The 11,335-nt window shown below is 65.8% G+C and carries 9 protein-coding genes; all 9 read left to right on the forward strand.

The window, feature by feature from the left end; translation table 11 throughout:
* The first annotated feature begins 1 nt into the window (after position 1).
* The 9 genes from NLM27_RS01765 to ftsZ all read left to right on the forward strand — a co-directional run bounded on the left by NLM27_RS01765 (position 2) and on the right by ftsZ (position 11,232).
* On the forward strand, positions 2-406 hold the full coding sequence (locus NLM27_RS01765) for a hypothetical protein (protein WP_254141700.1): 405 nt from the start codon (positions 2-4) through the stop codon (positions 404-406).
* A gap of 194 nt (positions 407-600) precedes the next feature.
* Entirely contained in the window at positions 601-1,752 is a 1,152-nt protein-coding gene (gene ftsW, locus NLM27_RS01770) for a putative lipid II flippase FtsW (protein WP_254141701.1), read from the forward strand.
* Positions 1,753-1,866: 114 nt separating this feature from the next.
* The gene (gene murG, locus NLM27_RS01775) at positions 1,867-2,967 is read left to right on the forward strand and encodes an undecaprenyldiphospho-muramoylpentapeptide beta-N-acetylglucosaminyltransferase (protein ID WP_254141702.1); all 1,101 of its coding nucleotides are present in this window, start codon (positions 1,867-1,869) and stop codon (positions 2,965-2,967) included.
* 122 nt (positions 2,968-3,089) lie between these two features.
* Positions 3,090-4,493, forward strand: a complete 1,404-nt coding sequence (murC, locus tag NLM27_RS01780; RefSeq protein ID WP_254141703.1) for a UDP-N-acetylmuramate--L-alanine ligase — start codon at positions 3,090-3,092, stop codon at positions 4,491-4,493.
* Positions 4,494-4,678: 185 nt separating this feature from the next.
* Complete coding sequence (gene murB, locus NLM27_RS01785) at positions 4,679-5,596, forward strand: UDP-N-acetylmuramate dehydrogenase (RefSeq protein WP_254141704.1); 918 nt, start codon at positions 4,679-4,681, stop codon at positions 5,594-5,596.
* Between the two features lie 72 nt (positions 5,597-5,668).
* Positions 5,669-6,655 carry a D-alanine--D-alanine ligase gene (locus NLM27_RS01790; RefSeq protein ID WP_254141705.1) on the forward strand — a complete coding sequence of 329 codons (987 nt, stop codon included), beginning with the start codon at positions 5,669-5,671 and terminating at the stop codon, positions 6,653-6,655.
* A 351-nt stretch (positions 6,656-7,006) separates the two neighbouring features.
* Positions 7,007-8,035, forward strand: coding sequence for a cell division protein FtsQ/DivIB (locus NLM27_RS01795; RefSeq protein ID WP_254141706.1), 1,029 nt, complete (start codon positions 7,007-7,009; stop codon positions 8,033-8,035).
* On the forward strand, positions 8,032-9,354 hold the full coding sequence (ftsA, locus tag NLM27_RS01800) for a cell division protein FtsA (RefSeq protein WP_254141707.1): 1,323 nt from the start codon (positions 8,032-8,034) through the stop codon (positions 9,352-9,354). The genes NLM27_RS01795 and ftsA overlap by 4 nt, the downstream gene beginning before the upstream one ends.
* A gap of 90 nt (positions 9,355-9,444) precedes the next feature.
* On the forward strand, positions 9,445-11,232 hold the full coding sequence (gene ftsZ / locus NLM27_RS01805; RefSeq protein ID WP_254141708.1) for a cell division protein FtsZ: 1,788 nt from the start codon (positions 9,445-9,447) through the stop codon (positions 11,230-11,232).
* The last annotated feature ends 103 nt before the right edge of the window (positions 11,233-11,335 follow it).

Here is an 11,335-nt window from a genome sequence, read left to right on the forward strand (position 1 = left end):
GATGTCGCGGCGACGCTGGATCGGAATTGCTGTCGCTGCTCTTGCTGTTCCGGTTGCCGCGGGTTTCTTTTTTGTTGTCTTCATAGACAAGGTCATGAGCGGATTCGGCGCGTGCCGCGTCGTTCGCCAGAGTGCGTTTGCTTCCCCGAGCGGCAGCAAGCTGGTCGTCGTGGTCTGGAAGTCGTGTGGAGCGACGGTGCCCGACAGCACGCAAGCCAGCATCGTGGCGCGCGGCCGGACATTCTCGCCTGAGAGCACGCCGACCTTTGTCAGCGTGCGCGGGCATCTTGATCCTGTCGTCGCCTGGAGTAGCGAGCGGGTGGTCAGGATCGGCTTCATTCCCGGGCCAGACCAGATCTACAAGCGCGATGAACGCGCCGGGGATGTCACGATCAATTACGAGTAGGGCTCTCGTTTCCCGGACGCGCGTAGCGCGAGCCGGGACCCACAAGCTACAATCGGCCCCGGCTCTGCAGCGCACCGCAAGGGCGCTGCGCTGCGTCCGGGCACGAGACTCTTCAAAACTTGAACGTCCCATTAACCCCCCGGTAACCAACCTCGGCGACCAATGGACTGACCTCTGTCCGAAAGCGGCCGCCCATGCTCTCCCGTGAAGAACGCACCCCCTTTTCCGAGTGGTGGTGGACCGTCGATAAGCCGCTGATGGGCGCGATCCTGGCGCTGATGCTGACCGGGGTGATCCTGTCGCTGGCGGCGAGCCCGCCGGTTGCAACCCGCATCGGCCTCGACCCCTTCCACTTCTTCAGCCGCCATGTGCTGTTCCTGGCACCGTCCTGCCTGGTGCTGCTGGGGGTTTCCTTCCTGTCGCCGCGCGCGATCCGCCGCTCGGCCCTGATCATCTTCGCCGTCAGCATCGTCCTGATCGTGCTGACGCTTGCGATCGGCCCCGAAGTGAAGGGCTCGCGGCGCTGGATCACGCTGCTCGGCCTCAACATCCAGGCCTCCGAAATCGCAAAGCCGTCATTCGTCGTCATCGCCGCCTGGCTGTTCGCGGAATCGACCAAGCGGCCGGAGATGCCGGCGACCTCGATGGCGCTGGTGCTGCTCCTGATGCTGGTGGCGCTGCTGGTGATGGAGCCTGACTTCGGTCAGACCATGCTGATCCTGATGGTGTGGGGCTCGCTGTTCTTCATCGCGGGCATGCGCATGATTTGGGTGTTCGGCCTCGCAGGCGCCGCCGCGGCCGGACTTTTCAGCGCCTACCTGTTCGTTCCGCACGTCGCCGGCCGCATCAAGCGCTTCATGAACCCGGCTTCGGGCGACACCTTCCAGGTCGATACCGCCATGGAGGCCTTCTACAACGGCGGCTGGTTCGGTCTCGGGCCGGGCGAGGGCATCGCCAAGCGCAGCCTGCCGGACAGCCATACCGACTTCGTGTTCGCGGTCGCCGCCGAAGAGTTCGGCATCATCCTGTGCCTCGCTATGCTGGCGCTGTTCGCCTTCGTCGTGATCCGCACGCTGTCGCGCGCCTATGCTAATGAGGACATGTTCTCGCGCTTTGCGGCCTCGGGCCTTGCGATCCTGTTCGGCGTGCAGGCAGCGATCAACATGTCGGTCAATCTCCAACTTATCCCGGCCAAGGGCATGACGCTGCCGTTCATTTCCTATGGCGGTTCCTCGATCGTGTCGCTGTCTTACGGCGTCGGCATGATGCTGGCCCTGACCCGCCTGCGCCCGCGCACCGAAGTCGAGGCGAGCGGCCGCGCCGAGGCGATGCGCAGTTACGCGTGATCCTTTCATTGCGAGGAGCGAAGCGACGAAGCAATCCAGAATCCCTCGGCGGGGGCAGTCTGGATTGCTTCGCTTCGCTCGCAATGACGGCGGAGGGCTTGTACAAGAGGGTCCATGGACACGTCCCCCCTGATTCTTCTCGCCGCGGGTGGCACCGGCGGCCATCTGTTTCCGGCCGAGGCGCTCGGCGTCGAATTGATCCGGCGCGGCTTTCGCGTCCGCCTCGTCACCGACGAGCGCGCGCTGCGCTATAGCGGGTTGTTCAGCAAGGACACGATCGACGTCGTCAGAAGCGAGACCGCACGCAGCCGCAATCCGTTCCAGCTTGCCTATGCCGCCCTCACGCTGGCCGCTGGTACGCTCTCTGCCTACACTCTGATCAAGCGCTTGAAGCCTGTCGCTGTCGTCGGCTTCGGCGGCTATCCGACGCTGCCGCCGCTGGTCGCGGCGAAGTTCGCCGGCGTGCCCGGGATCATCCACGACGCCAACGCCGTGCTCGGCCGCGCCAACCGGTTCCTCTCGAGCCGCGTCCGCGCCATCGCGACGTCCTTGCCCGGCGTGCTCGACCGCGATCCGGCGCTCTCCGGCAAGACCACGACCGTCGGCACGCCGATGCGTCCGGCGATCCTCGCGGCCGCTGCGGTGAAATATGCCGCACCTGACGCGAACGGTCCGCTGCGCCTGCTCGTCGTCGGCGGCAGCCAGGGTGCGCGCATCATGGCCGATATCGTGCCCGGCGCGATCGAGCGGCTCGAGCCCGCGTTGTGGAGCCGCCTCGTCCTCACCCAGCAGGTGCGCGAAGAGGACATGAGCCGCGTGTGCGCGGTCTATGACAAGCTCAAGATCAAGGCCGAGCTCGCACCCTTCTTCACCGACTTGCCGGCGCGGCTCGCCTCGAACCATCTGGTGGTGTCGCGCTCTGGCGCCGGCACCGTCGCCGAGCTTGCCGCGATCGGCCGGCCCTCGATCCTGGTGCCGCTGCCCGGCTCGATCGATCAGGACCAGTTCGCCAATGCCGGCGTGCTGGCTCAGGTCGACGGCGCGATCCGCATCCCACAGACCGAATTCACGTCCGACCGGTTGGCCGCCGAGATCTCCGCTTTCGCCGCCGAGCCGGCGCGACTTGCCGCGATGGCCCAAGCCGCCCGCGGCGCCGGCCGGCTCGACGCGGCCGAACGACTGGCCGATCTCGTGGTCAAGGTCGCCGGAATCTGACGCGAAAAAGCCCTTGTCTTCGCCTTCTAAAGCGGGGCATCCAGTAGAAAAGGCGCGCGGCTGATTTGGCCGTGACCTTCGCCAGATGCCGCCCTTTCCGGCGGCGAGGTCAGGAACAGAGCATGAGACTGCCGCGCGAGATCGGACCCATCCACTTCGTCGGGATCGGCGGGATCGGCATGAGCGGCATCGCCGAGGTGCTGGTCAATCTCGGCTATACCGTGCAGGGCTCGGACGCCGCCGACAATTACAATCTCGACCGTCTGCGCAAGAAGGGTGCGAAGGTCTCGGTCGGCCACAAGGCCGAGAACGTCGATGGCGCCGAGGTCGTCGTCGTCTCCACCGCGATCAAGCGCGATAATCCCGAACTGATGGCGGCGCGCGAGCGCCGCATTCCCGTGGTGCGCCGCGCCGAGATGCTGGCCGAGCTGATGCGGCTCAAGAGCTGCGTCGCCATCGCGGGCACCCACGGCAAGACGACGACGACCACGATGGTCGCGACGCTGCTGGATGCCGGCGGTCTCGATCCGACCGTGATCAACGGCGGCATCATCAATGCCTATGGCTCCAATGCGCGCCTCGGCGCCGGCGACTGGATGGTGGTGGAAGCCGACGAGAGCGACGGCACGTTCCTGAAGCTGCCCACCGATGTCGCGATCGTCACCAATGTCGATCCCGAACATCTCGACCACTTCAAGACCTTCGACGCCGTGCAGGATGCCTTTCGCCATTTCGTCGAGAACCTGCCGTTCTACGGCTTTGCCGTGATGTGCATCGATCATCCCGTGGTACAAAGTCTCGTCGGCAAGATCGAGGATCGCCGCATCATCACCTATGGCGAAAATCCGCAGGCCGACGCGCGGCTGGTCGATCTCGCCGCGGGCGGCGGCGGCTCGAAATTCAAGGTCGTCATCCGCGATCGCAAGAGCGGGGTCGTGCACGAGATCGCCGACCTCGCGCTGCCGATGCCGGGCCGGCACAACGCCTCGAATGCGACGGCGGCGATTGCGGTCGCGCACACGCTCGGTGTTTCCGACGACAATATCCGCAGTGCTCTTGCGGGTTTCGGCGGCGTCAAGCGCCGCTTCACCAAGACCGGCGAATGGAACGGCGTCACCGTTATCGACGATTACGGCCATCACCCCGTGGAGATCGCTGCGGTGCTAAAAGCGGCGCGTGATTCCTACACCGGCAAGGTGATCGCCGTAGTGCAGCCGCACCGCTACACCCGCCTGCAATCTCTGTTCGAGGAATTCTGCACCTGCTTCAACGACGCCGATGCGGTTGTTGTCGCTGACGTCTACGCCGCCGGAGAGGCGCCGATCGAGGGCGTCGATCGCGATCATTTCGTCGCGGGCCTGCGCGCCCATGGCCATCGCGAGGTGATCGCGCTGCCGGCGGCCTCGGAGCTCGCGGGCATCGTCAAGGGGCTGGCGAAGTCCGGCGATCTCGTCGTGTGCCTGGGCGCCGGCAACATCACGCAATGGGCGTATGCGCTGCCGGATCAATTGAAGGCGCTGGGATGAATGCTGATGCGGAGTGAAGCGCTCGCAGCACGGCACACTGCGCTCCCTCCCCCCTTGTGGGGGAGGGCGGGGGAGAGGGGTAGTCACACACTCCGATCTCGCGTGGGGCTACCCCCCTCCCTGACCCTCCCCCACAAGGGGGGAGGGAACGGCAAGAATGTGCGTCTCTTACTTGAGGACGCGGCATGAGCTTTCCCGACATCACTCCTTCACTCAAAGCCGCGATGCCTGATCTTCGCGGCCGGCTGCTGGCCAACCAGTCGCTCGCCGAACTCACCTGGTTTCGTGTCGGCGGTCCGGCACAGGTGCTGTTCACCCCGGCTGACGAGGACGACCTCGCTTATTTTCTCGCGCATCTCGCGCCCGACATCCCCGTTTACGTCGTCGGCGTCGGCTCCAACCTCATCGTGCGCGACGGCGGTATTTCAGGCGTGGTGATCCGCCTTGCACCGCGCGCCTTTGGCGAGGCGACCGCGAGCGACGATGTCGTCACCGCCGGAGCTGCTGCGCTCGACAAGCGCGTGGCGGAAGTGGCGGTGTCCGCGAATATCGGCGGGCTCGAATTCTATTTCGGCATTCCCGGCACGATCGGCGGCGCGCTGCGCATGAATGCGGGCGCCAATGGCGGCGAGACCAAGGACGTATTGATCGAGGCGAGGGGCGTCGGGCGCGACGGCAGCAAGTACAGCTTCTCCAATGCCGACATGAAATTCGTCTACCGCAACAGCGGCGTCGATCCCTCCATCATTTTCACCTCTGCGCGCTTTCGCGGCGAGATCGGGGACGCTGATGCGATCCGCGCGCGCATGGCGGAGGTGCAGACCCACCGCGAGACCGCGCAGCCGATCCGCGAGAAGACCGGCGGCTCGACCTTCAAGAACCCGCCGGGCCATTCCGCCTGGAAGCTGGTCGATGCCGCAGGCTGCCGGGGCTTGCGCGTCGGCGGCGCGCAGGTCTCGGAGATGCACTGCAATTTCCTGATCAACACGGGCGCGGCCACCGCGCACGATATCGAGACGCTGGGCGAGACCGTGCGCGAACGCGTGAAGGCGAATTCCGGAATTGAGCTACACTGGGAAATCAAGCGGATCGGGGTTTCATGATTCCCGTCATTCCGGACTCGCGACTTCGTCGCGCCCCGGAATGACGAACGAGAGAGATTGCGGACTATGAACATGCGTATCACCATCCTCTTCGGCGGCTCCAACCGGGAACGTCTGGTTTCGGTCGCCTCGGCCCAGGCGCTGCATCAGGCACTGCCCGAGGCCGATCTGTGGTGGTGGGACATCGAGGACAAGGTGCATGTGGTGCAGTCGAGGCAACTGCTCGAACATGCCCGTCCGTTCGAGGACGAGTTCAAGCCCGGCACATCAGGCATTCCGCTCGCGCAGGCGCTCGACCAGGCCAAGGCCGAACGGCGCGTGCTGGTGCTCGGCCTGCACGGCGGGCGCGCCGAGAACGGCGAATTGCAGCTGATGTGCGAAGCCCGCGGCGTGGCTTTCACCGGTTCCGGCTCGGCTTCCTCGCATCTCGCCTTCGACAAGGTCGCAGCCAAGCACTTCGCCGCGCTCGGCGGCGTGACGTCGCCGGCAAACGTTGCGCTCGAAAACATCGACGAGGCTTTCGCCGAATACGGCAGGCTGATCGCAAAGCCGGCGAAGGACGGATCGAGCTACGGCCTGATCTTCGTCAATGCGAAGCAGGATCTCGTCGCCGTCCGCAACGCGGCGAAGCACGAGGAGTACGTGATCGAGCCCTATATCGCCGGCGTCGAGGCGACCTGCGGCGTGCTGGAGCGCACCGATGGTTCGATCATCGCGCTGCCGCCGATCGAAATCATTCCGGGCGAGGGCAATTTCGACTACGCCGCAAAATATCTTTTGAAGTCGACCCAGGAGATCTGCCCCGGCCGCTTTGCGCCCGAGATCACCGCTGCGCTGAAGGAGCAGGCCATGGCGGCGCATCGCGCGATGTCCTGCACCGGTTACTCCCGGTCGGACTTCATCGTCTCGGACAAGGGCCTCGTCTATCTCGAAACCAACACGCTCCCCGGGTTGACGAACTCTTCGCTCTACCCCAAGGCGCTGAAGGCCGAGGGCATCGCGTTCGTCGACTTCCTGCACGGCCTGATCGAGCTCGCCGAGCGGCGGGTCCGAAAATAATTAGGACTGGTTAACGGCCAAACGACCGAAATGGCCTGATTTGGTCCCCAAACCCGGTAAAATGCCGGACATCGCGGCATAAATGCCTCACATGACGGGGCAAAAAGCATTCCGCGTTAACGAATTTTACCTTTTGTTTACCAGGACGTCCGAAGGTTAACGCTGGCGGCGCATATGACGCTTTGGCTGCCGGCGCGTGAGCTGTTTGCGGTGATGTCACCTCAGCGAACGCTTTGAAGGGGAGAGGTTTTCTTCTGCTGAAGACCAGCACCCGGCCCGGCACGTCCGAGACGTCATGTTCGCCAGGACCCCCGCGCGATGTCGCGGCCTAACTGTTGACGAGCTCGTGCAATGGATGGTGCAGGAAGCCTCACTCGGTCACTTCTGAGATCGCTGAGGCCCCAAGCTGACCTGAAGGCGGCCGCTATCGGAGCGGTCGTGCTTCTGCGCGAGTGGGTGCATGACAAGCGCACCGAAGCGCGCGCCGCCGCCAAGGACAAGGTCAAGACCAAGGCGAGGGCCAAGGCCGTCGTCGAGCGCGAGCCGCCGCCGCGTGTGGTTGCGCTGGTCGAGCGCTATCTGCCGCGCCGGGTCGGAATCAGCATGACCGTGCTGCTCCTGATCGGCAGCTGCGGCTTCGGCATCGTCAAGGGCGGCCATCTCCAGGATTTCATCACCGCGGTCAGCGACGCCCGCAACGCGCTGGCCAATTCCGCCGGCTTCCGCATCACCTCCGTCGTGATCAACGGCCGCAAGCAGCTGACCCAGGACGAGATCCTCGCGATCGGCGGTGTCAGCGGCCGCTCCTCGCTGCTGTTCCTCGACGCCGACGCGGTGCGCGACAAGCTCAAGGCCAATCCCTGGATCGCGGATGCGACCGTGCTGAAGCTCTATCCGGGCCAGCTCATGATCGAGCTCACCGAGCGCAAGGCGTTCGCGCTGTGGCAGGAGGCCGGCCGGCTCTCCGTCATCGCCGATGACGGCGCCGTGCTCGAACCCTATGTCTCCCGCCGCTTCCTGTCGCTGCCGCTCGTGGTCGGCAAGGGCGCCGACACGCAGGCCCGCGATTTCCTGGCGCTGCTGGCGCGCTATCCGGAGGTCAATTCGATCACGAAAGCCGCGATCTACGTCGGCGAGCGGCGCTGGAACCTGAGGCTCAAGGACGGCCTCGACATCCGTCTGCCCGAGCAGGACGTCGGCAACGCGCTTGCGATGCTGTCCAAGCTCGACAAGGAGGACAGGCTGTTCTCTCGCGACATCGTCGCCGTCGACATGCGCCTGCCTGATCGTCTGGTGGTGCAGCTGTCCGACGACGCCGCCAAGGCGCGCGAGGAGCAGTTCAAGGACAAGAAGAAAAAGAAGGCCGGGGATTCCGCATGACCGGTCTCGATCGCACCCAGACGCCGAAGACACGCCCGATGCCGCACAAGCGCGGCGGTCTCGTCGCCTGCCTCGATATCGGCACCAGCAAGATCGCCTGCATGATCGCGCGGCTGAAGCCGTCGCCGCCGAGCGATGCGTTGCGCGGCCGCACCCATGCCGTGGAGCTGATCGGTTACAGCCAGATCCAGTCGCGCGGCATGAAGGCCGGCGCGGTGGTCGATCTCAACGAATGCGAGCAGGCGGTGCGCCAGGCCGTCGGGCTCGCGGAGAAAATGGCCAAGGTGCGGGTCGAGTCCGTGCTGCTGTCGGTCTCCGGCGGCCGGCTCTCCGGCCAATTGGTCGAAGCCGCCGCCGACATCCGCGGCGGCGCCGTGACTCCGGCCGACGTCAGCCGCGTCACCTCCACCGGCATGCGTCACGCCACCGGCGAAGGCCGCACCGTGCTGCACGCGCTGCCGGTCGGCTACACGCTCGACGGCGTCAAGGGCATCCGCGATGCCCGCGGCATGGTCGCGCACCAGTTCGGCGTCGACATGAACGTCGTCACCTGCGAGGCCGCCGTGGCGCGGAACCTGATGCTGGCCGTGGAACGCTGCCACATCAATGTCGAAGCCATGGCGGCGAGCTCCTATGTGGCGGGCCTGTCGGTGCTGACCGATGATGAGGCCGATCTCGGCGCCGCCGTCGTCGAAATGGGCGCCGGCACCACCACGATCGCGGTCTTTTCCGGCGGCCGTTTCGTGCACGCGGCGGGTTTTGCCGTCGGCGGCCAACATATCACGATGGATCTCGCGCGCGGACTCTCGGCGACCATTGCCGATGCTGAGCGAATCAAGACGTTATACGGGACCGTTATCACCGGCGGATCGGACTCGCGTGAGCTGATGTCTGTACCGACAGCCGGTGACGAGCAGGATCTGCCGCAGATCGTCTCCCGCGCCACAATCGCCAACATCGTCAAGCACCGTGCCGAGGAAGTCTTCGAAATGGTTCGGGACAAGCTGAAGGATTCGCCCTTCGCATCAGAGGCCAACGGCCGCGTCGTGCTTTCGGGCGGCGCCTCGCAGCTGACCGGCCTCGTCGAGCTCGGCACCCAGATTCTCGGCCGGCCCGTGCGGGTCGGACGTCCGCTCGGCTTCGGCCGGCTGCCCAACGAGGCGAAGAACGCTGCGTTCGCGGTGCCGGCCGGACTTCTCGTCTACCCGCAATATGTTCACCTCGAACATGTCGAACCGCGGCATACGCGGCAGCAGGTCAGGACAGGGACGGGCGGTTATTTTGGAAAGGTCGGACGATGGCTACGCGAGGGCTTCTGATGACTGCTTTCCGCAATTGTCGATTTTCACCAACTCCCGCGGCCGCCGGCCGGGGCGAACCCACGCGCGCGTGATCGAGAGGCAGCAACCATGACCATCAGCATCAATGTTCCTGATATTCACGAACTGAAGCCCCGCATCACCGTGTTCGGCGTCGGCGGCGCCGGCGGCAACGCCGTCAACAACATGATCACGGCGGGCCTCCAGGGCGTCGACTTCGTGGTCGCCAACACCGATGCGCAGGCGCTGACGATGTCGAAGGCGCAGCGCATCGTGCAGATGGGCACGGCGGTCACGCAAGGCCTCGGCGCGGGTTCGCAGCCGAACGTCGGCGCGGCGGCGGCGGAAGAGGTGATCGACGAGCTGCGCGACCATCTCTCGGGCGCCAACATGGTGTTCGTCACCGCGGGCATGGGCGGCGGCACCGGCACGGGCGCTGCGCCCGTCATCGCCAAGACCGCGCGCGACATGGGCATCCTCACCGTCGGCGTCGTCACCAAACCGTTCCACTTCGAAGGCGGCCGCCGCATGCGCACCGCAGAAGCCGGTATCAACGAGCTTCACAAGGTGGTCGACACGCTGCTGATAATCCCGAACCAGAATCTGTTCCGGGTCGCCAACGAGAAGACCACCTTTGCCGACGCCTTCGCGATGGCCGACCAGGTGCTCTATTCGGGCGTTGCCTGCATCACCGACCTGATGGTCAAGGAAGGCCTGATCAACCTCGACTTCGCCGACGTCCGCGCCGTGATGCGTGAGATGGGTAAGGCGATGATGGGCACCGGCGAAGCCTCCGGCGACAAGCGCGCGCTGACCGCCGCGGAAGCCGCGATTGCCAATCCGCTGATCGACGACAGCTCGATGAAGGGCGCCAAGGGCCTCCTCATCTCCATCACCGGCGGCAAGGACCTCACCCTGTTCGAGGTCGACGAGGCCGCGACCCGCATCCGCGAGGAAGTCGACCAGGACGCCAACATCATCGTCGGCGCGACCTTCGACGAAGCGCTGGACGGCCTGATCCGCGTCTCGGTCGTTGCCACCGGCATCGAGCAGGCCGCGATCGCCCGCAACAGCCAGGCTACCTCCGCTCCCGTCGCGAACGCGGCACCCCAGGTGCAGCAGGCGGCCGCTCCGGCCGCTGTTGCCGAGAGCCGTCTCGCCGACCTGACCGCGCGGCTCCGTGCCGACAATCAGCGTCTGGCCGAACGCGCCCAGCAGCTGGGGGCACCGGCGGCCGCGCCGGCTCCGGCCGCTGCCTCACCCCGTCCGAATGTCGAGCGCGCTGCGCTCGCCGCCATTGCCGCCGCCGTCGCGGACGTGCCGCAGTCGCCGGCCCCGACGCAGACCTATGGCGACGTTACCGTGCGCCCGATCGCCCAGAAGCCGACCCTGTTTCCGGAGCCTGACATGGCCCCGGTCGCGATGCAGGAGCCGATGACCCCGGAAAACTTCATTCCGCCCCAGGCCGAGCGGCCGCCGGTCCGCGCGCCGCGGATGCCGCGCATTGAGGAACTGCCGATGCCGGCCCAGGCCGAGATTCGCCAGGCCCGCGGTGAGGTTGAAGAAGAGACCCCGCAGAAGACCCGCCTGTCGCTGCTCCAGCGCCTCGCCAATGTCGGTCTTGGCCGCCGCGACGAAGAGAGCGAGGCGCCGATCGCGGCCCGTACCGCCGGCCCGGCGATGCCGCCGCTGCCTGATCGCCGGCCGCAGAAGACCGTGGCGCAGCAGATCGCAGCCAGCGAGCCGGTGTCTGAGTATGCCCGTCGTCCCGCGCCGCAGGGCCTGGACATGCATGGTCGTCCCGCGCCTGTTGCGCCGGCGCCACAGGGTGACGACCATCTTGATATCCCCGCCTTCCTACGGCGGCAGGCGACCTGAGGATTGTTACAATAGCGCAGTCAAAAAGAGGTCCCGGCGACAGGCTCGCCGGGACCTTTCCTTTTGTCCCGCGCATATCAGGATTGCACGAATAAGCCACTGA

It is taken from the genome of Bradyrhizobium sp. CCGB12 (assembly GCF_024199845.1).
Classification (GTDB): domain Bacteria; phylum Pseudomonadota; class Alphaproteobacteria; order Rhizobiales; family Xanthobacteraceae; genus Bradyrhizobium.